Source organism: Burkholderia sp. BC1 (assembly GCF_052683555.1).
In genome coordinates this window covers 16,484-37,863 of the sequence record NZ_JBQYLP010000199.1, presented here as the reverse complement: position 1 = coordinate 37,863, position 21,380 = coordinate 16,484, and the positions used below count along the sequence as shown (strand labels likewise).

Annotated in this window: 18 protein-coding genes and 1 pseudogene; 7 read left to right on the top strand and 12 right to left on the bottom strand. The window is 69.6% G+C overall.

Annotated elements, in window-relative coordinates:
- Positions 1 to 28: 28 nt before the first annotated feature.
- Together ACSHSS_RS30505 and ACSHSS_RS30500 are read right to left on the bottom strand one after the other, a co-directional pair.
- Positions 29 to 1,129: an ABC transporter substrate-binding protein gene (locus tag ACSHSS_RS30505; protein ID WP_253572766.1), complete on the bottom strand. Its 1,101-nt coding sequence runs from the start codon at positions 1,127 to 1,129 to the stop codon at positions 29 to 31.
- Positions 1,130 to 1,268: 139 nt separating this feature from the next.
- Positions 1,269 to 1,457: pseudogene (locus ACSHSS_RS30500) on the bottom strand (winged helix-turn-helix domain-containing protein); the annotation flags it as partial.
- A gap of 228 nt (positions 1,458 to 1,685) precedes the next feature.
- Between ACSHSS_RS30500 and ACSHSS_RS30495 the strand changes: the two are divergent.
- Together ACSHSS_RS30495 and ACSHSS_RS30490 are read left to right on the top strand one after the other, a co-directional pair.
- On the top strand, positions 1,686 to 2,360 hold the full coding sequence (locus tag ACSHSS_RS30495; RefSeq protein ID WP_006402365.1) for a response regulator: 675 nt from the start codon (positions 1,686 to 1,688) through the stop codon (positions 2,358 to 2,360).
- Positions 2,357 to 3,784, top strand: coding sequence for a sensor histidine kinase N-terminal domain-containing protein (locus ACSHSS_RS30490; protein ID WP_445546003.1), 1,428 nt, complete (start codon positions 2,357 to 2,359; stop codon positions 3,782 to 3,784). The genes ACSHSS_RS30495 and ACSHSS_RS30490 overlap by 4 nt, the downstream gene beginning before the upstream one ends.
- Before the next feature lie 12 nt (positions 3,785 to 3,796).
- Here ACSHSS_RS30490 and ACSHSS_RS30485 read toward each other — a convergent pair whose 3' ends face one another.
- The 8 genes from ACSHSS_RS30485 to ACSHSS_RS30450 all read right to left on the bottom strand — a co-directional run bounded on the left by ACSHSS_RS30485 (position 3,797) and on the right by ACSHSS_RS30450 (position 11,898).
- Positions 3,797 to 4,663 (bottom strand): MOSC domain-containing protein, encoded by an 867-nt coding sequence (locus tag ACSHSS_RS30485; protein WP_445546002.1) that lies wholly within the window; start codon positions 4,661 to 4,663, stop codon positions 3,797 to 3,799.
- 74 nt (positions 4,664 to 4,737) lie between these two features.
- Positions 4,738 to 5,700, bottom strand: a complete 963-nt coding sequence (locus ACSHSS_RS30480) for an ABC transporter substrate-binding protein (protein ID WP_445546001.1) — start codon at positions 5,698 to 5,700, stop codon at positions 4,738 to 4,740.
- 36 nt (positions 5,701 to 5,736) lie between these two features.
- Positions 5,737 to 6,918 (bottom strand): c-type cytochrome, encoded by a 1,182-nt coding sequence (locus ACSHSS_RS30475; RefSeq protein ID WP_445546000.1) that lies wholly within the window; start codon positions 6,916 to 6,918, stop codon positions 5,737 to 5,739.
- Positions 6,919 to 6,977: 59 nt separating this feature from the next.
- Positions 6,978 to 7,793, bottom strand: coding sequence for an ABC transporter ATP-binding protein (locus tag ACSHSS_RS30470; RefSeq protein WP_105808541.1), 816 nt, complete (start codon positions 7,791 to 7,793; stop codon positions 6,978 to 6,980).
- Positions 7,787 to 8,878, bottom strand: a complete 1,092-nt coding sequence (locus ACSHSS_RS30465; RefSeq protein ID WP_445545999.1) for an ABC transporter permease — start codon at positions 8,876 to 8,878, stop codon at positions 7,787 to 7,789. Before ACSHSS_RS30465 ends, ACSHSS_RS30470 begins: the two co-directional genes overlap by 7 nt.
- A 4-nt stretch (positions 8,879 to 8,882) precedes the next feature.
- Positions 8,883 to 9,917, bottom strand: coding sequence for an ABC transporter substrate-binding protein (locus ACSHSS_RS30460; protein ID WP_012217066.1), 1,035 nt, complete (start codon positions 9,915 to 9,917; stop codon positions 8,883 to 8,885).
- A 35-nt stretch (positions 9,918 to 9,952) separates the two neighbouring features.
- Positions 9,953 to 10,792 carry a class II aldolase/adducin family protein gene (locus ACSHSS_RS30455; protein ID WP_445545998.1) on the bottom strand — a complete coding sequence of 280 codons (840 nt, stop codon included), beginning with the start codon at positions 10,790 to 10,792 and terminating at the stop codon, positions 9,953 to 9,955.
- Between the two features lie 20 nt (positions 10,793 to 10,812).
- Positions 10,813 to 11,898, bottom strand: coding sequence for an LLM class flavin-dependent oxidoreductase (locus ACSHSS_RS30450; RefSeq protein ID WP_445545997.1), 1,086 nt, complete (start codon positions 11,896 to 11,898; stop codon positions 10,813 to 10,815).
- A gap of 380 nt (positions 11,899 to 12,278) precedes the next feature.
- Here ACSHSS_RS30450 and ACSHSS_RS30445 point away from each other — a divergent pair, with 380 nt between their 5' ends.
- Positions 12,279 to 13,595 carry an acyl-CoA dehydrogenase family protein gene (locus ACSHSS_RS30445; RefSeq protein ID WP_445545996.1) on the top strand — a complete coding sequence of 439 codons (1,317 nt, stop codon included), beginning with the start codon at positions 12,279 to 12,281 and terminating at the stop codon, positions 13,593 to 13,595.
- A gap of 169 nt (positions 13,596 to 13,764) precedes the next feature.
- Here the strand turns inward: ACSHSS_RS30445 and ACSHSS_RS30440 are convergent, their stop codons facing one another.
- Positions 13,765 to 14,676, bottom strand: coding sequence for a LysR family transcriptional regulator (locus ACSHSS_RS30440; RefSeq protein ID WP_445545995.1), 912 nt, complete (start codon positions 14,674 to 14,676; stop codon positions 13,765 to 13,767).
- Positions 14,677 to 14,750: 74 nt separating this feature from the next.
- Here ACSHSS_RS30440 and ACSHSS_RS30435 point away from each other — a divergent pair, with 74 nt between their 5' ends.
- Positions 14,751 to 15,317 (top strand): cysteine dioxygenase family protein, encoded by a 567-nt coding sequence (locus ACSHSS_RS30435; RefSeq protein ID WP_445545994.1) that lies wholly within the window; start codon positions 14,751 to 14,753, stop codon positions 15,315 to 15,317.
- A 73-nt stretch (positions 15,318 to 15,390) separates the two neighbouring features.
- Positions 15,391 to 17,019: a rhodanese-related sulfurtransferase gene (locus ACSHSS_RS30430; protein ID WP_445545993.1), complete on the top strand. Its 1,629-nt coding sequence runs from the start codon at positions 15,391 to 15,393 to the stop codon at positions 17,017 to 17,019.
- A 95-nt stretch (positions 17,020 to 17,114) separates the two neighbouring features.
- On the opposite strand, the gene ACSHSS_RS30425 is transcribed toward ACSHSS_RS30430, so the two are convergent.
- Positions 17,115 to 18,260: a glycerophosphodiester phosphodiesterase gene (locus tag ACSHSS_RS30425; protein WP_445545992.1), complete on the bottom strand. Its 1,146-nt coding sequence runs from the start codon at positions 18,258 to 18,260 to the stop codon at positions 17,115 to 17,117.
- A 360-nt stretch (positions 18,261 to 18,620) separates the two neighbouring features.
- Here ACSHSS_RS30425 and ACSHSS_RS30420 point away from each other — a divergent pair, with 360 nt between their 5' ends.
- A complete protein-coding gene (locus ACSHSS_RS30420; RefSeq protein WP_105781124.1) occupies positions 18,621 to 19,676 on the top strand; it encodes a phytoene/squalene synthase family protein in 1,056 nt (351 codons plus the stop codon).
- A 439-nt stretch (positions 19,677 to 20,115) separates the two neighbouring features.
- The gene (locus ACSHSS_RS30415) at positions 20,116 to 21,315 is read left to right on the top strand and encodes a porin (RefSeq protein ID WP_006397190.1); all 1,200 of its coding nucleotides are present in this window, start codon (positions 20,116 to 20,118) and stop codon (positions 21,313 to 21,315) included.
- The last annotated feature ends 65 nt before the right edge of the window (positions 21,316 to 21,380 follow it).

The following is a 21,380-nucleotide window of genomic DNA, read 5'->3' as shown; positions in this document are numbered from 1 at the left end:
CGGCGTCGCGCGGGCGGCCGTCAGCCGATCAGCGCTTGATCGCCTGCTGCCATTGCTTCAGGAAGGCGAGCCGCTTCGACTGGTCGAGATAGACGAGTAGGCCCGTGCCGATCGGAATCGGCTTCAGCGAATCGCCGAGTTCCTTCGTGAGGCTCGCGGCCGACGTTTCGCCGGTCACGTCCGTGCGGATCGCGTACAGGTTCGCCTGGTTCGCGATCAGCGTCTGGCCGCGCTTCGACAGCAGATAGTCGACCCACAGCTTCGCGGCGTTCGGATTCTTCGCCTTCTTCGAAATCGTCGCGAGACGGCTCACGACCTGCGTGTAGTCCTTCGGAAACACGTAGCCGATCGACTTGTCCTTCTTGGCCTTCGCGTACGCATAGGAGCCGATGATGTTGTAGCCGATCAGGTTCTCGCCCGACGAGATCCGTTCCATCATCGCGCCCGTGCTCGACTGCAGCTTCGGGCCGGTCGCGCCGATCGCCTTCACGAGCTCCCACGTGATCTTCTCGTTCAGGTGCGCGTCCTGCGTCAGCGCATTGAAGCCGACGCCGGACTTCTCGACGTCGTAGGTCGTCAACTTGCCCTTGAACTTGTCGGGCTGCGACGCGAGCAGCTTGATCAGGTCGGTGCGCGTCTTCGGCACTTCGTTTTCCGGAATCAGCCGCTTGTTGTAGACGATCGCAAGCGGCTCGAACGTCGTGCCGTACGCCTGCTTCTGGTATTGCGCCCACTGCGGCACGTGCGCGCTCTCGGGCGAATCGTACTGCGCCATCAGGCCGTCGTTGACGAGCTTCACCTGCAGGTCCATCGCCGAGCTCCAGAGCACGTCGGCGCTCGTGCTGTTCGCCGCGTTCTCGCTGATGTAGCGGTTGTACAGCTCGGTGCTGTTCATGTCGTTGTACTCGACCTTGACGCCGTACAGGCTTTCGAAGTCCTTGATCAGCGGCCGCACGAGGCCCGTGTCGGTCGTCGAGTAGACGATCAGCTTGCCTTCCTGCTTCGCGGCGTCGATCACGCCCTGGTAGCTACCCGGATACCCGGCCGGGACCTGCGCGGCGGCCGTGCCGGCGGCGGCGCCCAGGACGATCGCCAGCGCGGCGGCGAGATGCTTCGGTGCAAACGGCATGTCTTCCTCCAGTTACGTTTTCTGTTGTGTCGTTCGAGTGACGCGGATGTTAAGTGCGAGGCACTTTCAGCCTGCTTTCATTTCCGTTGACGATTGTGTCGTGCGCGTCATGGATTTCCCGAAGTCGATGCGGCGAGGGCCGCGCGCCGTGCAATCGATAGCCGACGCCGCGCATGACTTCCGGCATGGCCGAAGCGCCCGCGCACCGGAGCTTCCTGCGCAGCCGGCTGACATGACTGTCGACGGTGCGCTCCAGCGCGTCGGCGTTCATCGGGCACGCGTCGACGAGTTCGCCGCGCGTGAACATACGGTCCGGCGAGCCGGCCAGGCGACCGTCGGCCGCGGCGCGGTGCGCGGGCCGCTGCGCGCAAAACGCCGGGCGGAGCGACGGGCTGCAACGGACATGCTTGGATCTGCTTCGCAAGCGCCGTTTCGCGCGTGACTCGATGGCAATCGGCTACGGGGCCCGCGAGCGCGCAACCGGGTTTGTGCGAGGCGTCGGCGCGGAAAGGATCATGTAATGTAGCGGCCTGACATTTGCCTGACCGGAATCGCCATGCGTGTGCTGCTCGTCGAAGACAACCCCCTCCTTGCGCAGTCGCTGAACGACGCGCTGAGTGCCGCGCGGTTCGCGGTCGACCACATGGCGGACGGCGAGGCGGCGGACCACGTGCTGCGCACGCAGGATTACGCGCTGGTGATCCTCGATCTCGGGCTGCCGAAGCTCGACGGGCTCGAGGTGCTGCGGCGGCTGCGCGCACGCCGCAATCCGGTGCCGGTGCTGATCCTCACGGCGCACGGCTCGGTCGAGGATCGCGTGAAGGGTCTCGACCTCGGCGCCGACGACTATCTCGCGAAGCCGTTCGAGCTGACCGAGCTTGAGGCGCGCGCCCGTGCGCTGATCCGGCGCAGCCTCGGCCACGAACACTCGCGCGTCGAATGCGGGCCGCTCGCCTACGACAGCGTCGATCGCAGCTTCCGGCTCGCGGGCGAGCCGCTGCCGCTCACGCCGCGCGAGCGCTCGGTGCTCGAGGTGCTGATCCTGCGCAACGGCCGCGCGATCAACAAGGAAACGCTGTCGGAAAAGATCTTCGGCCTCGACGAATCCGTCAACGCCGACGCGATCGAGATCTACGTGTACCGGCTGCGCAAGAAGCTCGAGAACAGCGGCGTCGCGATCGTCACGCTGCGCGGGCTCGGCTATCTGCTCGAAGCGAAGGGCGACGCGTGAAGCAGCCGAACCTGCGGGCCCAGGTCGCGCTGTGGTTGCTGCTGCCGCTGCTCGGCCTGCTCGCCTTCGATTCCTGGCTCACCTACCAGCGCGCGATGAGCGCCGCACACGTCGCGTTCGATCGCACGCTGTCGTCGTCGCTGAAGTCGATCCGCGAAGGCGTGCGGCTCAACGACGGCGACATCGAGGTCGACCTGCCGTATCTCGCGCTCGAGATGTTCGAATCCGGCGACGGCGGCAAGATCTACTACCTGATCCGCGAGGACAACGGCCGCACGATCACGGGCTATCCCGACCTGCCGCTGCCGCCCGGCGACGACGCGGCCGCGGCCGGCGATCGCACGCTGTTCGTCACGCACTACTACGACGTCGTCTATCGCGGCGAGCAGTTGCGCATGGCCGCGCTGCGCGTGCCGGTGCACGACGTGCCGACCGCGCAGACGCGCATCGTCTGGGTGATGGTCGGCGAGACGATCGAGGCGCGCCAGGCGCTGGCGCGGCAGATTCTCGTCGGCTCGCTGTTGCAGGAAGGGCTGCTCGTCGTGCTCGCGCTCGGCATCGTATGGCTCGGCGTCGGGCGCGGGCTGCGGCCGCTGAACCGGCTCTCGGCGACGGTCGCCGCGCGCAGCGAGGACGATCCGACGCCGCTCGATACGGGCGGGATGCCGAGCGAACTCGCGCCGCTCGTCGAGTCGATCAACCAGTACATCGGTCGCACGCAGCGGATGCAGGTCGCGCGGCGGCGCTTCTTCGCGGACGCCGCGCATCAGCTGAAGACGCCGCTCGCGGCCGTGCAGGCCGGCGTCGAACTCGCGCTGCGCCCCGACGAGCAGCCGCGCGTGAACGTGCATCTGCGTCGCGTGAACGGCGCGGTGCGGCAGGCCGCGAAGATCGTCCAGCAACTGCTGTCGTTGTCGCGGCTCGATTCGGACAGCGGCCATGCGGTCGCGCACAAGACGGTCGCGCTGCATCGGCTGGCGCGCAGCGTGACGCTCGACTGGTCGCCGGTCGCGCGCGCACGCGACATCGATCTCGGCTTCGAGCACGATGCCGACGTCACGGTGCACGGCCAGCCCGATCTGCTCGGCGAGATGATCGGCAACCTGATCGACAACGCGATCCGCTATGCGGGCGACCGCGCGGTGATCACGGTGCGCGTGTCGCGCGAGGGCGAGTGCGCGCGGCTCGACGTGATCGACAACGGGCCCGGTATTCCCGAAGACGAACGCGATGCGGTGTTGGAGCGCTTTCATCGCGGCAGCACGACACAGACGGTGGAAGGCACGGGGCTCGGGTTGTCGATCGTGCGCGAGATTGCGCGCGTGCATCGGGGCAGTGTGGTGCTAGCCCCTGCAGCGGGCGGCGGCTTGATCGTGACGGTGCGCTTGCCGGCGGCGGACGACGCGGCGTCGCGCGTGCGCTGAGCTTGATCAAATCTAATCGCCGAAGCCGATCTCCGCATCGAGCGGCTGGCCGACCTCGAGCCACGCACCGGCGCCTTCGACGACGATCGCGTTGATGCCGAACGTCAGCGCACCGTCGTAGTTCGGATTCGCACGATAGGTCTGCAGCGTGTCGGTCGGTTCGTGCGGCCATGCCGGATCGGGCGCGCCGGTGCGCTGGTCGATCGTCGGCATCGGGCAGCGCGTGCAGAGCTTCACGAGACGCAGCCGCACGCGCGTCGCGCCGTCGGCATCGAGGTGCTCGACGAAATCCTCTTCATACGCCTCGAGGTCGGATACGACGAGGTTCGGCCGGAAGCGGTTCATCGGAATCGCGGCCGCGCCCTTTGCGGCGAGTCGCGCGTTCAGATCGTCGAGCGACGCCTGCCCGATCACGAGCAGCGGATAGCCGTCGGCGAACTGCGTATGCGCGTCGACGTCGCCCGTCCATTTGGCGCTGCATGCGCGCCGTGCGTCGCGCGCGAAGCGCACGAGTTTCGCGGGTTCGCCGAGCCACTCGCTGAACCACGCCGACGTATCCGTGCCGGTATCGATCGCATCGACGGTGTCGCGCCACACGGTGGCGGCGATCGTCGGCGTGGCCGGCGTCGCGTCGCCGTCGAGCGGCGTGCTCAGTTCGCGCATGCCGGGCGCGTACAGCACGAGCGTGTCGCCGTCGAACGCGGGCTGCACGAGCGCGAGGCGCGGATGTGTGCGTTGCGTGATCATCCGGCCGTGCGCGTCGGTCACCATCCAGTGGCGGTCGTAAGCGAGACCGGTATCGAGCAGTTGCGCGCGCGGCAGCGCGATACCGGCGCAGGATTTGATCGGGTAGACGTGGAGTTCGGCGATGGCTGGCATGACGCTGGCTGACGTGGACGAAACGGTCGAGCCGCGATTGTGCCAGATCGCACGACGGCCGTCCGTGCGGCCGGTCACGCGAGCGGGAAGCCGAGGTCGAACGTCGTGCGCACGTCGAGCGGCTGGCGCAGCAGCCCGGCCTTCAGATAGAAGTCCGCGGTGCGCTGCTGTTCGGCGATCACCGTTGCATCGATCGGCTGCCAGCGCGTTTCCCGACGCTGGAACTGCAGTTTCGCGGCGGCCGGCGGAATGCCGATGATCCGCGCGAGCGTCGCGGAATACGCGTCGACATGCCGGTACGACCATTGCTGCGCGCGCACGACGCGTTGCAGGAAATCGCGCAGCACGTCGCGCTTCGATGCGATCGCGGCGTCGGTCGCGGCGAGGTAGCTGAGCCCCGACCACAGGCCGCGGCCGTTGACGAGCACGCGCGCGCGGCCACTCGTTTCGGCGAGCGCCGTATAGGGCTCCCAGGTTGCCCAGGCGTCGATCGAGCCGGTCGCGAGCGCGAGCATCGTATCGGCCGGCGGCAGGAAGCGGAACGATACGGCGTCGGGCGGCAGGCCGGCCGCGTCGAGCGCCTTCAGCGTGACGAAATGGCCGATCGATCCGCGCGTGGTGCCGATCCGCTTGCCTTTCAGATCGGCCGCGCGTTTCAGCGTCGCGTCGGGCCGCACGAGCACCGCGGTGCCGAACGGATCGGAGCGGTTCGCGCCGATCACCTTGATGCGTGCGCCCGACGCGAGCGCGAAGATCACCGGCGCGTCGCCGATCGGCCCGCAATCGACGGCCGCCGCGTTCAGCGCTTCGGCGAGCGGCGCGGCCGCCGGGAATTCGGTCCAGGCGATGTCGTAGGCGAGGTCGTGCAGTTCGCCGGCCGCTTCGAGCAGCGCGCGCAGCCCGCCTTTCTGGTCGCCGGCCCGCAGCAGCGGGCGTGCACCGGCCTGCGCGCGCAGCGCGGCGGGGGCGACGCTCAGCGTGGCGGCGGTGGCGAGCGCACCGGCGTGCGCGAGGAAGTGGCGTCGGGTCGGATTCATCGTCAAGGTGATCGTCGGAAAGAGGGTTCGGGGAAATCAATGCGGCAGGCCGGCCTGCACGTCGCGTACGGGTTCGGCGTCGATGCGCAGCAGCAGCGCGGTCAGCGAATCGGCGGCGCCCGTTGAGCGTGACGGGCCTGCTCCGGCGTCCGCGGCGCAGAGCAGATCGGCGGCCGACCAGCCCGTGCTGCCCGGCAGCGCACGCATCCGCAGCCAGCCGCGGCGGTCCGTGAACAGCTGCGTGCCGCCGAGCGCATCGGCCGGCACGCCGGCGATCGTCGCGAACGTGCGCCACGCGCCCGGCGACGCGGCGACGCAGTTCGCCCGCGCGGCCGTCGACGGCGGCAGCGGCGCGTCGTCGGTCGTGACGAGCAGCGTCTGCCAGCGCGGGTCTTCCGGCGGCGGCGCGCTGCCGGGCCGCAGCGCGACGATGCGCACCCGCTGTCCTTCGCGCCAGCGCGCGAGCGGCTGCGCCGCCGCCTCGCCGCAGCGCACGTCGAGCGCCGGCAGCGGGACCGGCACGGGCCACGCGCCGGCCGTCCGTGCGCCGCTGCCGGCCGACAGCGCTTTCAGGTAATCGAGCACGGCCCACGTGTCGGCGGCATCGAGCGTCGCGGCGAAGCCGGGCATCGACGGCGCATCGTGCGCGTCGCGCATGCCGTGCCGCACGTGCCAATACAGCTCGCCGTCGAGCCGCCGCGCGAGCAGCGTGCCCGCGAAGGTCGGCGGCCAATGCGCGAGCGTCGCGGCGAGCGGCCCTTCGCCGCGGCCGTCCGCGCCGTGACAGGCCGCACAGTGCCGCGCATACAGATTCGCGCCGTGCATCACGGTCGCGACTGAAAACGGCTCGGGGCTGCGCTGAAAACTCGTCGGCACGGCCGGCGCAAGCCACAGCGACGCGGGCGGCCACGGCGCGCACCACGCGAGCGCGAGCGCGCCGATTGCCGCGGTGACGCGCCACCGGCGCGAAGCGACCGCGACGCAGCCGAGCGCGACCGCGAGCGCCGTCGCCGCACAGGCGAGCGCCAGCTGTCGCGTGAGTCCGGCATCGATGCGTAACGTCTCGAGCGCGATGCGCCGCGCCCACGGCCACGCGGCCTGTCCGTCGGCGTCGCCGGTCAGGCCGACCGCGTGCAACGCGCGCGCGAGCGCGATCTGCGTGCGATACAGCGACTGCAGGAACATGAGCGCCCAGTCGGCGAACGGCGGCACCGTCATCGGCGCACCGATTGCCGCACGCGGCCGATGCGGTCTACCCGGCGAACGGCAGCCTGCATCTACCAGCTCGCATCGAGCCCGAGATGGCGCAGCGCTTCGTGACGCAGCGCCGCGAGGCGCGGGTCGCCGCGATGGCGCGGATACGGCAGGTCCACCTGCAGTTCGGCGACGATGCGCGCGGGACGCGGCCCGAACACGATCACGCGCTGCGCGAGGAACAGCGCTTCCTCGACGTCGTGCGTGACGAGCAGCGCGGAGAAACCGTCGCGTTGCCACAGCGCGGTCAGCTCGGCCTGCATCGTCAGCCGCGTCAGCGAATCGAGCTTGCCGAGCGGCTCGTCGAGGATCAGCAGGCGCGGATCGTTGACGAGCGCGCGGGCAAGGGCGACGCGCTGCGCCATCCCGCCGGACAGCTGATGCGGAAACGCGTTCGAGAACGCCTGCAGCCCGACGCGCGCGAGCGCGTCGTCGACGCGATGCTGCGCCGTGCGCGCCACGCCGCGCGCTTCGAGGCCGAGCGCGACGTTGGCGCGGACGCGGCGCCACGGGTAGAGCGTCGGATCCTGGAACACGACGATGCGCGACGGATCGGGGCGCGCGATCGGTACGCCGTCCTGCGCGATCGTGCCGGCGCGCGCGGCGTCGAGGCCGGCGACGAGCCGCAGCAGCGTCGACTTGCCGCAGCCGCTCGGCCCGAGCAGCGCGACGAATTCGCCGGCGCCGACCGACAGCGACACGTCGTCGAGCACCGGCAGCGAGCCGTCGGGACCGTCGAATGCGTGGCTCACGCGACGAATGTCGATGCGCGCGCCGCGCGGCGCGGCAGCGGCGGGCGCAATGGCGGGCGTAATGACGGAGGCGGCGGCGCTTACCATTGGACGGTTCCTTTCTGCCAGGCGAGCACGCGGTCGCGCAGCGCGAACAGCAGCGCGATCAGCCCGGAAAACAGCAGCGCCATCACGATCAGCGCCGCATACATGTTCACGTACGACGCCCAGCCCTGCGCCCAGCTCAGATACCAGCCGAGCCCCGACTTCACGCCCATCATTTCGGCGACGACGAGCACCGTGAACGACGCGCTGAGTCCCATGAAGATGCCGACGAACACGTGCGGCAGCGCGGCCGGAATCGCGACGCGCAGCACGAGGAAGCGGGCGCTCGCGCCGAACGTGCGCGCGACGTCGTAGTACTGCCGGTTCACGCTCGCGACGCCCGACCACGTGAGCACGGCGACCGGAAAGCCGGTGGCCAGCGCGATCAGGAACGCGGCGGCCGAATAGCTGGTCGGGAAGAAGTAGAACGTCAGCGGCAGCAGCGCGGTGGCTGGCACGGGGCCGAGCACGCGCAGCACGGGATGCACCCAGTAGCCGATGCGGCGCGACCAGCCGATCGACACGCCGACCGCGAAGCCGACGGCGACGCCGTACGCGAAACCGAGCGCGAGCAGTTTCAGCGTGTTGACTGCGCTGCCCGCGAGGCGCGGCCAGTCGTCGACGTAGACCTCGATCAACGCCTGCGGCGGCGCGAAGAACGGCGTCGGCAGCCAGCCGGTTTTCGCGGTCGCGATCTCCCAGGCGGCGAGCACGAGCGGCAGCGCGACGAGCCAGGGGCCGGCGGCGTACACGCGCGCGAGCGGCGCGCGCACGGCCGGCACGAGCGGCCCGAGCGTCGCGGCGACGAACAGCAGCACGGCGAACGCGCCGGCGGCGGTCGCGAACGTGTCCGTGTAGGCCCAGTCGGTGAAGCCGACGACGCGGTTCGGCCACAGCTGCGTGACGGCCGCGAGCAGCGTCCATGCGAGTGCAGCCGCGATGCCGGCGGGCCACACGCGCGTGCGCCGCGCGTGGGCCACGGATGCCGCGTCGCAGGCGCTGCACGCGACGCGCGACACTGCGGCGCCAGCGCCGCCGGCCGGTGCCGGCGCAGTGCGTGCGGAGGAAGCGGATTCGATCGTCGACATTGCGTCACCCCAGCACGTTCGCATAGACCTGCTGCGCGAAGCGCCGCGGATCCGTGCTCTTTTTCAGCACGTTGATGCGACGGAAATCGTCCGCATAGAACGCGATTTCCTGCTGCAGGTCGACGTTGGTCGGATGGTGCGTATAGGTCAGCGTCGCATAGAGCTTGCGCAGGTCTTCCGTACTGATCTTCGGCGAATACTTCGCGAATACCTTGGCGGCCTCGTTCGGATTGTCGTGCGTGTATTCGGTCGCCTGCACGATCGAGCGCGCGAGCGCGGCCGCCGCCGGGCGGTCGTTGCGCACGAGGTCGCCGCGCGCGCCGATCACGCAGCAGACCTTGCGTGCATATTCGCCGGACAGGTTCGTCGCGAGCTCCGCATAGGCGCCCTGGCTGCGCTTCTCGAGCAGATAGAGATTCGGGTCGCCGTCGGCGATCGCCTGGATCTCGCCCTTGTCGACCGCGACGCCGAGCAGGTCGGCCGGATACTGCCGCCACACGATGTCGCGTTCGGGATCGATGCCGTTCTTCGCGAGCAGGATCGAGAAGAAGTGCTTGCCGGGCGCGGCGAGATCGCTGACGCCGACCGTCTTGCCCTTGAGCGCCTGCAGCGTCGTCACGCCGGCGGCTTTGGCGCCGACGAGCCGCACGCAGCCGCCGTGCGAGCTGCCGATGATCTTCACGTCGAAGCCGGCTTCGAGCGGCTTCAGCCAGCGATGGATCATCCCGACCGCCGCATCGGCCTTGCCGGTCGCGATCGATTCGAGCAGCTGGTCGGTCGAGCCGCTGTAGTTGATGAGTTCGACCTGCAGGCCGTTGCGTTCGAAGAAGCCGCGCTCCTGCGCGACGACGATCGGCGTCAGGCAGAACGCGTTCTGGTTCCAGGCGAACGTGAGCTTCTTCAGCGGCGGCGCCGACCACGCGCGGCGGCCGAGCGTGATCGCCGGCGCGGCGAGCGCGGCGGCGCCGGCCGCGCGCAGCAGCCGGCGGCGTGTGGCGTCGTGCGCGTCGGAACGCGCGAGAACGGGGGTATCGGTCATCGTGGGTCTCCGGGGCCGGTCGTGCGGAACGGCGCTCAGTCGAGCAGGTCGGGTTCGTCGGCGACGATGCGCGCGTACAGGCTGTCGAACGCATGCAGCGCGCCGTCGGGGCCGCCGATCTGCCCGTGCGTGTGACGCGCGGTCGCGTGATCGATCGGCTGCGGCGTGCCGGCCGCCTCGGCGAGCAGCTGCGTATGCGCGGCGTTGTCGAGCGCGATGTACCACCATGCGGCAGCCTCGACCGTCGGGCCGGCCGTCAGGATGCCGTGATTCTTCAGAATCACGCCCTTGTGCGTGCCGCCGTCGGGCTTCGCGAGCGCATGCGCGATGCGCGCGCCTTCGCTCGTGTCGACCACCATCCCCGTGAAATCGTCGAACAGCGCATGGTCTTCGTAGAACACGCAGGCGTCCTGCGTGAGCGGATCGAGCGGACGGCCGAGCGTCGACCATGCCTTGCCGTAGGTCGAATGCGTATGCGCAGCGGCGACGACGTGCGGATGCGCGTCATGAATCGCGGCATGGATCGCGAACGCGGCCTTGTTCAGCGGCCGCGTGCCGATCACGGTTTCGCCGCGCGCGTTGACGAGCAGCAGGTCCGACACGCGGATCTGCGAGAAATGCACGCCGAGCGGATTCACCCAGAAGTGATCGGGCAGCTCCGGATCGCGCGCCGTGATGTGGCCGGCGAGCCCCGACGCGAAGCCGAAACGCGCGAACAGGCGGAACGCGGCCGCGAGCCGCTCCTGCCGGTGACGGCGCTCGGCCGCGACGTCGATGCGCGGTGCGGGCGGATCGAACCAGAAATGCAGGCGCGGCGTATCGGCGAGCACGAGGCCCGACGCGGTGCGCGTGGGCGGCGAAAGGACGGCGGACATCGTCGGCGTCTCCCGTCGAATCAGGCTGCGCGACGCGACGCGTCGCGTGCGGCGACGGCGCTGCGCACGCGCGGAATCAGTTCGCGGCCGTAGTCGATCGCGTCTTCGAGAGGATCGAAGCCGCGGATCAGGAAGGTCGTCACGCCGAGGTCGTAGTAGTCGAGCAGCGCATCGGCGACCTGTTCGGGCGTGCCGACCAGCGCGGTCGAATTCGAGCGCGCGCCGGTGAGCTTCGCGATTTCGGTCCACAGCCGCTTGTCGACGCGCGAGCCGCGTTCCGCGGCGGCGAGCAGGCGCCGCGCGCCTTCGCTCTGCTGCGGGCTGCCGGCGCCGAGACCGGCCGCTTCGCGCAGCCGGCGCGCTTCGTCGAGGATCCGGTGCGCACGCGCCCACGCGGCGTCCTCGGTCGCCGCGAGGATCGGGCGGAACGACACGGAGAACCGGACCTGTCGGCCGTGCTTCGCGGCTTCCGCGCGCACGCGCGTCGTCAGGTCGCGCACCTGGTCGAGCGATTCGCCCCACAGCGCATAGACGTCCGCATGTTTGCCGGCGACCGCGAGCGCCGCCTCCGATGCGCCGCCGAAATAGATCGGCACATGCGGCTGCTGGAACGGCTTCACCTCGGAAAAGCCCTGCGTGAAACGGTAGTACGTGCCGGCGTGATCGAACGGCTGCGACTCGGTCCAGATGCGCCGCAGGATGCCGAGATATTCGTCGGTGCGGGCGTAGCGCGCGTCGTGATCGAGAAAGTCGCCGTCACGCTGCTGTTCGCTGTCGGAGCCGCCGGAGATCACGTGCACCGCGAGCCGGCCGCCGCTGAACTGGTCGAGCGTTGCGATCTGCCGCGCGGCGAGCGTCGGGGCGGTAAAGCCCGGGCGATGCGCGAGCATGAAATGGATGCGCTCGGTCGCGGCGGCCGCGAACGCGATCGTCAGCGTCGCCGACGGGCCGGTCGAATGATGCGGAACGAGGATCCGGTCGAAGCCGGCAGTTTCATGCGCGCGGGCGAACTCGCGCACATAGTCGGAATCTACGACGCGGCCGGACGGCGGATGGATTTCCGACTGCTTCTGGCTCTGGATCATGCCGATGAATTCGACGCTCATCTGGGTCTCCGGGAGGGGTACGGCCTGCGCGGCCGTCGTCGGCCGCCGGGCGGGAATGGAGCGCAGATTACCGCCGCGATCATGCGGAACGGAAATAATCAATCCCGATTTGAATATCAGATTTGCATGGTTTGGGTGGGAGGGCGTTACGCATACGCTGTGCGCTCGCGATGTCGGTCGAGACCGAGATCGAGATCGAACCGCTCGCGGAACCGGCGCACGCGCCGTTCGTGCCCGGCGGCCGTGCATCGATGGAGAGCGTGCCTCGGCCGCGACGCGCACGCAGGCATTGCGCCCGTTCAAGGGCGGCGTCGCCGCCGGTATTGCCCGCGTACGCCGCCGCATCGTCCCATTTCCCGTTATCGAGAGAACCCGTACCGATGTCCGCCAGCCTTGCCGCTTCGCCGCCGTCGCGCGAGTCGTCGCTGCGCCGCCTGCCCGACGACGAGGCGCGCCTCGCCGCGCTGCTCGACCGTCTCGTTCCCGAACTCGCGGCCGATGCCGCGCGCAACGATGTCGACGGCCGTTTTCCGCACGAGAATCTCGCGCGGCTGCAGCGCGCGGGGCTGATCGCGCAGGTCGTGCCGCGCGAGTTTGGCGGCGCCGGCGCAACGCTCGCGCGCGCGAGCCGGATCGTCGCGGCCGTCGCACGCGCCGACCCCGCCACCGCGCTCGTGCTGACGATGACGTATCTGCAGCACCGTGCGCTCGGCCGGCCTGATAACCGCTGGCCCGCGCACGTGCGGCGCGCGGTGTTCGACAGCGCGGTCGCCGACGGCGCGCTGATCAACGCGCTGCGCGTCGAGCCGGCGCTCGGTTCGCCGTCGCGCGGCGGGCTGCCCGACACGATTGCGCGTCGCGACGGCGACGGCTGGCGGCTGTCCGGTCACAAGCTCTACAGCACCGGCATTCCGGCGCTGCGCTGGCTGGCCGTGTGGGCGCGCACCGACGAGCCGCAGCCGCGTGTCGGCGTGTTCCTCGTTGCGCGCGATCCTCACTTGGACGACGCGCGGATCCGCGTGATCGAAAGCTGGGACCATCTCGGCCTGCGCGCGTCCGGCAGCCACGAGGTCGTGTTCGACGACGTGCCGCTGCCTGCTGATCATGCGGTCGACGTGCGTACGCCCGACGCGTGGTCGGTGTCGGCGGCCAGTCATGCGGACGTCGACGCGCAAGCCGACCAGCAGGCATGGATGGTCGCGCTGCTCGGCAGTCTCTACGACGCGATCGCGCGGGCCGCGCACGACTGGCTGCTCGCGTTCGCGACGACGCGCACGCCGACCGGCGTCGGCGCGCCGCTCGCGACGCTGCCGCGCGTGCAGGAAGCCGTCGGCGAGATCGAGGGCTGGCTGCATGCGAACCGTGTGCTGCTCGACGATCACGTTGCGCGTACCGATGCGGGCAATGCGCCGGCCGTGACGACGAGCGGACTCGTGAAGCGCACGGTGACGGAGCAGGCGATCCGCGCGGTCGAACAGGCACTGAAGCTGTCCGGCAATCACGGGTTGAGCCGCCGCAATCCGCTCGAACGCCACTATCGCGACGTGCTGTGCAGCCGCGTGCATACGCCGCAGGACGACGCGATCGCGGTCGCGGCCGGACGCGCGGCGCTCGACGCGGCGGCGCGACGCGCAGCAGGCGAGGGCGAAGGCCGGACAACGCCTCGCGCATCGGCATCGGGCCGCTCCGATGCGTGAGCTTCGGGCGAGACGGCGTCTCACGCGCCAGCATTGGGCCGACGCGATGCGTGAGCCTCGCGCCAGACAACCTTTCACGCCCCCGTATCGTGTCGGCGCGATGCATGAGCCGCGGCGTGCGCCCGCCAGCGAGCGCCGTGCCACGCACGACGCATGCGCCGGCCGCCGCTTACGCGGCTTCGTCTTGTGCGCTCGGCGCGAATGCGTCGCGCGCCTGCGCGGCGATCGCGTCGAGCGGCCCCGCGAAGCGCGCCGCATCTTGCCGGCGCAGCAGCCACAGATCGATCTGCGGCTTGAAATCGGCGAGCGGCACGATCTCGAGCGCATCGCGCAGCGGGCTGCATTCGACGAGCGGCAGCGGCATCAGACCGATGCCGATGCCGTTCGCGACGCTCTGCAACTGCAGGTCGCGGCCGTACGCGTCGAGCGCGACCGGCATCGGCAGTCCTTGCGCGTCGAGCGCGCGGCGCAGGCCCGCGCGAAAGCCGCAACCGTCCGGATTGAGCACCCAGCCGTGCGCATGGCAGTCGGCGAGCCGATAGCTGCGGCGCGGCCAGTCGCCCTTGCGGCCGATCGCGACGAGCCGCGTCGCCAGCAGTCGTTCGCCTTCGACCGCCGGCGGCAGCACGATTTCGCGCGCGAGAAACACGAGCGCGGCGTCGAGCTCGCGCCGTGCAATGCGCTCGACGAGCACGCCGCCCCAGGCGGTCGTGACCTGCGTCGCGAGCGCCGGCCATCGGCTCGCGAGCCGCGCGATCAGCTCGGGCAGCATGCGCTCTCCGAGGCCCTGCGTGATGCCGATGCGGAATGCGCCGGCGGGCGGCCGCCGTGCGGCGGTCAGCTCGCGCAGCGCGTCGACTTCGCGCAGGATCGCGCGGCACTGGTCGAACACCTGCCGGCCGATATCGGTCGGGCGCGGCGGTTTCGTGTTGCGGTCGAGCAGCGTCACGCCGAGCGCTTCCTCGAGGTTCTGCACGCGCCGCGTGATCGCGGGCTGCGTCATGCCGAGCTCGGCCGCGGCCTGGCTCAGCGTCTGGCAGCGAACGACCGCTGCAAAAGCGTCGATATCGCTAATTTTCATGTTTGTTCTGCATGGTATTTCCGGTGCATCATGACGATCCATCATGGTGGCCATCATATTCGAGGAGCCGGTCGATGAGTACGCTTTCGTTGCATCACTCGCCGCTGGGCCCGTTCGTCGACGGCTTGCGTGCGTTGCTCGCGTCGGGCGCGGACGAGGCGCGCATCGTCGACGAGGGCCGTGCGCTGCTCGCGGCGCTCGTCGCGCGCGACGACTGGCTGCCCGACGCGTTCGCGCAGCCCGATCCCGAGCGCTATCGCCAGTACCTGCTGCATCTCGACCCCGACGAGCGTTTCTCGGTCGTCAGTTTCGTCTGGGGGCCCGGTCAGTCGACGCCGATTCACAACCATACGGTGTGGGGGCTGATCGGCATGCTGCGCGGCGGCGAGCTGTCGCAGCCGTATCGGCTCGACGAAGGCGGCCGGCCGGTGCCGGCAGGCGACGCGACGCGGCTGCGCCCGGGCGACGTCGAGGCCGTGTCGCCGCGCATCGGCGACATCCATCGCGTGACGAATGCGTTCGCGGATCGCGTGTCGATCAGCATCCACGTGTACGGTGCGAACATCGGCAAGGTCGAGCGCGCGGTGTTCCTCGACGACGGCACCGTGAAGCCGTTCGTATCCGGCTATTCGAATCCGTGACGCCGCCTCCCGCACGCGGGAGGCCGCCGTTTTTTCCGTTTTTCCGACATCCCGTTCAACCGACAGAGACATCGTGACGCCAACCGCCGATTCCGTTTCCCGCTTTCCTGTCGCGTCGTTCCACGACGTACGCGCACGCCTGCTCGCCCGCGACGAAATCGCGCTGATCGACGTGCGCGAGGAAGATCCGTACGCGCAGGGCCATCCGCTGTGGGCCGCGAACTTTCCGCTGTCCAAGCTCGAACTCGACGCGTGGACGCGCATTCCGCGCCGCGACACGCCGATCGTCGTGTACGGCGAAGCCGACGGCGAGGATCTCGCGCCGCGCGCGGCCGCCACGCTCGCGCGGCTCGGCTATACCGACGTGCGGCTGCTCGACGGCGGCCTCGCGGGCTGGCGGGCCGCGGGCGGCGAGCTGTTCATCGACGTGAACGTGCCGAGCAAGTCGTTCGGCGAATGGGTCGAGGCCGAACGGCATACGCCGTCGCTGTCCGCGCAGGAAGTACAGGCGCTGATCGACGCGCGTGCCGACGTCGTGATCGTCGACGCGCGCCGCTTCGACGAATACCGGACGATGAACATCCCGACGTCGACGAGCGTGCCGGGCGCCGAACTCGTGCTGCGCGTACGCGCGCTCGCGCCGAACCCGTCGACGCGGATCGTCGTGAATTGCGCGGGCCGCACGCGCAGCATCATCGGCACGCAATCGCTGATCAACGCGGGGCTGCCGAACCCGGTGGCCGCGCTGCGCAACGGCACGATCGGCTGGACGCTCGCGGGCCAGACGCTCGAGCACGGTGCGGCGCGCCGTTTTCCCGACGAGATCGATCCCGCCTTGCGTGCGGACGCGCGCCGCGCGGCGCGCGCGGTCGCCGAGCGTGCGGGCGTGGCGCGAATCGCGCTCGCGGACGTCGCCGCGCTCGCCGCCGAGCCGGGCCGTACGCTCTACCGCTTCGACGTGCGCACGCCGGAGGAGTACGAGGCCGGCCATCTACCGGGTTTTCTCAGCACGCCGGGCGGCCAGCTCGTGCAGGAGACCGATCATCACGCCCCGGTGCGCGGCGCACGGATCGTGCTCGCGGACGACGACGGCGTGCGCGCGGACATGACCGCGTCGTGGCTCGCGCAAATGGGCTGGGACGTGCGCGTCGTCGAACCGGCGGGTGACGCGGCATTCGTCGAACGCGGCGAGCCGGCGCGCAACGTGCCGACGCCGCCCGAGGCGCAGGACGTGTCGCCCGCGACGCTCGCGGGCTGGCTCGAAGCGGGCAAGCGCGACGACGTCGCGATCGTCGACGTGACGGCCAGCGCCAACTACGTGAAGCGCCATATCCCGGGCGCGTGGTTCGCGGTGCGCGCACAGTTGCGCGACGCGCTCGCCGCGATCCCGCCGGCGACGCGCTATGTGTTCACGTGCGGGTCGAGCCTGCTCGCGCGCTTCGCGGCCGCCGACGCGCGCGCGTGGCTGCCCGAAGGCGCAGCGATGTTCGTGCTCGCGGGCGGGACGGCCGCGTGGATCGACGCGGGGCTGCCGCTCGAAAGCGGCGAAACGCGGCTCGCGTCGCCGCGCATCGACCGCTACCGGCGGCCGTACGAGGGCACCGACAACGCGGCGGCCGCGATGCAGGCGTATCTGGACTGGGAGTACGGGCTCGTCGATCAACTCAAGCGCGACGGGACGCATCACTTCAGCGTGATCTGATCGCAAACGGGCGCGCGGCCGCGCCGCTGCGCCGCCATGCGAGACGGCGCGCGGCGGATGCGGTGCGCATGGGCCGCACCGCCTACGCCGCCGCTTCAGCGCTTGAACGTGTCGACGGCCGTCCGGCCGACCGCCGGATCGTCGGTAAAGAAGCCGTCGATGCCCGCGCGCAGGTACGCCTGGATCTCGCGCACCGAGCCCGCCGTATTGCGCGTGTCGGGCGTCCCGCCGTCCTTCAGCGATGCCGGCAGGAAATTGTTCTCCGGCCGGAACGTGTACGGATGCACGACGAGCCCGGCTTCGTGCGCGTAGCGCACGTAGGGCGTCGGCTGCTGCAGCGTGCCGTCCGCGGCAACGGCGATGATCGAGGTCTTGTACGGGCCGACGCCGTTCGCATACGTCGCGATCTCGCGCATCCCGTCGCGCGTCGACAGGTCGCCGTAGGTGCGCTTGTCGTCTGCCTTCACGAAGTCGTACGGGCGCTGCGCGGCTTCGTCCATCAGCTGCACGAGCTTCCAGTTCGGCTGGCTCGCGCCGATCCGGTTGCGGATCGCCTTCAGGTTCGCGACCTCGAAGGACTGGATGTAGACGGTCGCCGTGCGCGCCGTGTACGGATCCTTCAGCAGCGCGTCGACGAGGCGGTCCTCGAGCGGCAGGCCGATCGACTGGAAGTAGGTCGGATGCTTGGTTTCCGGATACAGATGAATCGTGCGGCCCGTCTGCGCGGCCATCTGCTTCGCGAGCGCGACGATTTCGTCGAGCGTCGGAATCTCGAACTGGTCGTTGTACGCGGTGTTCGCCGGGCGGATCTGCGGAATGCGCTCGCGTGCGCGCAGCGTCTTCAGTTCGGCGAGCGTGAAGTCCTCGGTGAACCAGCCGGTCAGCTGCGTGCCGTCGATCGTCTTCGTCGTCTTGCGGCTCGCGAACTGCGGCAGCGTCGATACGTTCGTCGTGCCCGAGATCTCGTTCTCGTGGCGCGCGACGAGCACGCCGTCGCGCGTTGCCACGAGGTCGGGCTCGATGATGTCCGCGCCGTCCTCGATCGCCTTGCGGTACGACGCGAGCGTGTGCTCGGGACGCAGCGCGCTCGCGCCGCGGTGGCCGACCACCTGGATTTTCGCGGAGATCGGCTGCGTCGGATCGGACGTCAGCGTATCGTCGCCGCCGCACGCGGCGAGCACGAACGTGGCGGCACAGGCGAACGGGACGCAGCGCAGGGCGCTCGGGCGCTTGAAGAACATGGCGATGGACCTTCGAATCGGGAGTCGGAAAAGGGCGCGGTTGCGGCGGCGCGATGCATCATGCCGCGCCGCGCGGCATCGAACGGGACGCGATCGTCGCATCGCATCATTACATATGTATTACTCGTGCCTTTCTTTTTGTTTTGACGCGCGGTGCGTGTGTCGAACCGCCGTCGCGCGCAACGCATTCCGTCGGCCGCAGGGGCGCGGCGCCGGATGCACTAAACTTGCGGGAATTTTGCATCGCCGCGCCGGCCCGCGACGCCGCGCGGGCGCGACGATGCGGCGACTCGCGGGCGGGCGCGGGCGCCCATGCGCCGTACGTGCGCGGGCGCCGCGCCGGCCGATTTTTCCGAATCCATGACGACTCATACCGATCCCGCCTATCTGCTCGGCGACCTGCTGAAGAACGTTTCCCGCTCCTTTTACCTGACGCTGCGCGTGCTGCCCGACGGCATGCGCGAGCCGGTCGGTCTCGCGTATCTGCTCGCGCGGGCGGCCGACACGATCGCCGACACGGCGCTCGTCGTGCCCGAGCGGCGCGCGGCGCTGCTGAACGCGCTGCGCGACGAGATCGAGCGGCTCGGCGACGGCGTCGCGCTGTCGGCCGCACTCGACGACGTGACGCGGATGCAGACCGATTCGCACGAGCACGTGCTGCTCGGCTCGATGCAGCCGATGCTCGCGCTGCTGCGCGCGCAGCCGGAGGCGGACCGCACGTCGATCCGCAAGGTCGTCGCGACGCTGACGTCGGGCATGGAATTCGACCTGCGCACGTTCCCGGACGAGCAGTCGGGGCAGCTCGCGGTGCTGCCGACGCGCGACGTGCTCGACCGCTATACGTATCTCGTCGCCGGCTGCGTCGGCGAGTTCTGGACCGACATGACGGCCATGCATACGCGCGCCGCGCGCGGCTGGGACGTGCCGGCGATGCGCGAGCGCGGAATCCGCTTCGGCAAGGCGCTGCAGATGACGAACATCCTGCGCGACTGCGCGAAGGATCTGCGGATCGGCCGCTGTTACTTGCCGGAGGACGTGCTCGCCGCGCACGGACTGCGCGCGGCCGATCTGCTCGCCCCCGATGCGTATCCGCGCGCGCGCGGCGTGCTGTTCGACCTGCTGCGCGTCGCGCTCGACCAGTATCGCGATGCCTGTACCTATACGGTGGCGATTCCGCGCCGCTTCGTGCGGCTGCGGCTCGCGTGCCTGTGGCCGATCCTGATCGGCCTCGAAACGCTCGAGCTGCTGGCCGGCCACGACGGCTGGCTCGATCCGGCGAAACCGGCCAAGGTGCCGAGGAAGCGGATCTATCGAATCATGGCGTCGTCGCTCGCGTTCGTCGGATCGAACGCGGCGATCCGCGCGCGCATCGCGGCGCTCGTCGACGCGGTCGACGCACGGATCGCATCGCGGTAATCGGCACGGCAAGCATCGCCCGGCGGCGCGATTGCCGCCGGCGTTCCTCTCTCGCGGCCCGCGTTCGCCGGGCCGCCGCGTTTCCTCCCACCGCGCTTCGCGCGACGATTCGGCTGCCGAAACGGAGGTGTCACGATCGTCAGCGATCCTGCGCGGTTGCGCGCCGCGAAGGCGTCTGACGACTTCGCGCACTCGATGTGCAGCAGTAAAAATGTAAAGCTAGGGTTTTCACCGGGAAATGCCGGAAACGCCCGCGGTGTAAGCGTTTCCGCGCCTTATGTAACCGTTTGGTGAACCCGCGCGTTGCGTCGATCATACGATGACCGACCGCGCGTATTGGGAAACAATCGGTAATCCGTCAGAATTGCGCCGGCATGTACTCGCACATGTGTCACAAGACCACACCAGAAAAGAATCATTCTTTGAGGACGGAGAATCAATGAAAAAGCGCGTCGTCGTCGCCATGACGGCAGCCGGCCTTGCGGCCGCTACCGCCGCCCACGCTCAGAGCAGCGTGACCCTGTACGGTATCGTCGATAACGGTCTGGCGTACCAGAATAACGCGGCACCGTCGACCGGCGCGACGAGCGGCGGTCATTCGAAGGTGTCGATGTCCACCGGCGTGTGGGCAGGCAGCCGCTTCGGCCTGAAGGGCAACGAAGACCTCGGCGGCGGCACGAAGGCGATCTTCCAGCTCGAAGCCGGCGTGAACACGGCAACGGGCGCATCGCAGTGGTCGGGCGGCATCTTCACGCGTCAGGCGTGGGTCGGTCTGACGAACGCGGCGTACGGTACGCTGACGGCCGGTCGCCAGTACACGGCGTACTACACGCTGCTGTCGCCGTACAGCCCGACGACGTGGCTGACGGGCGCATACGGCGCGCACCCGGGTGATATCGACTCGCTCGATACGAGCTACCGCGCGAACAATTCGCTCGTCTACATGTCGCCGAAGTTCTACGGCTTCACGGTCGGCGGCTCGTACTCGTTCGGCGGTGTGCCGGGCAGCGTGAACCGCGGCTCGACGTGGAGCGCGGCGATCCAGTACCTGAACGGCCCGGCAGGCATCGCGGTCGGCTATCAGCGCGTCAACAACTCGACGCTCGGCGGCGGCGCGTGGGGCGACAACTCGACGGTCACGAGCGGCGGCCAGCCGGCCGTGTCGGCGATCAACAACGGCTACGCGACGGCGCAATCGCAGCAGCGCCTCGGCGTGACGGCCGGCTACCAGTTCACGCCGGCGTGGGACGTGTCCGTGTCCTACACGAACGTCCAGTACATCCCGGGCGTCGGCTCGTCGTTCCGCAACACCGCGATCTTCAACACGGCCGGTGCCGTGCTGCACTGGAAGGCAGCGGCTCAGTGGGACTTCGCGGCGGGCTACTCGTACACGGCGGCAACGAAGTCGAACGGCATCTCGAGCTCGGCGAAGTACCACCAGGTCACGCTGTCGCAGTACTACAGCCTGTCGAAGCGCACGGGCCTGTACGCACTCGAGGCGTACCAGCATGCGAGCGGCAATACGCTGAGCAAGGCTGGCGCGATCCAGTCGGCAACGACGCAAATCGGCGACGGCGTGGCAGCAGGTGCCGGCCAGAACCAGATCGCCGTCGGCGTCGGCATGATCCACCGCTTCTGATGTCGCGCGGCGCGTCAGCGCCGCTGCCGGCAAGCGGTACGCAGTACGGAAAAACCGGCCCTCGG